Annotated in this window: 1 protein-coding gene; it reads right to left on the bottom strand. The window is 71.9% G+C overall.

What is annotated here, in order from left to right:
- On the bottom strand, nt 1-558 hold a 558-nt coding region (locus tag KUM32_RS42640; protein ID WP_217146933.1), incomplete at its 3' end, for a 3-oxoacid CoA-transferase subunit B.
- Between the last annotated feature and the right edge of the window lie 11 nt (nt 559-569).

Raw genomic sequence — 569 nt, 5'->3', positions numbered from 1 at the left:
GACCAGGCCCGCGTCGGTCACGTCGAGCACGCCGAGGTCGGTGATGACGCGGTGCACGCACCGAGCGCCGGTCAGTGGCAGGGTGCAGCGCTCGACGATCTTCGGGCTGCCGTCCTTGGCGAGGTGGTCGGTGAGCGCGATGACCCGGCGGGCGCCGTGCACCAGGTCCATCGCCCCGCCCATGCCCTTGACCAGCTTGCCGGGCACCGACCAGTTGGCCAGGTCGCCCGCGGCCGAGACCTGCATGGCGCCGAGCACGGCCACGTCGATGTGCCCGCCACGGATCATGCCGAAGGAGAGCGCGGAGTCGAAGAAGGCGGCGCCCGGCAACACCGTCACCGTCTCCTTGCCCGCGTTGACCAGGTCGGGGTCGACGTCGTCGGGCGCGGGGTAGGGGCCCACGCCCAGGATTCCGTTCTCCGAGTGGATCACCACGTCCACGCCGGCCGGCAACAGGCCGGGGATGAGCGTGGGCAGCCCGATCCCGAGGTTGACGTACGCCCCGTCACTCAGCTCGGCGGCGGCTCGCGCCGCCATCTGTTCGCGCGTCCAGGCCATGCGCCTCACAC

The organism is Streptomyces sp. AC627_RSS907 (assembly GCF_019049165.1).
This window is presented reverse-complemented; position numbering and strand designations above follow the sequence as displayed.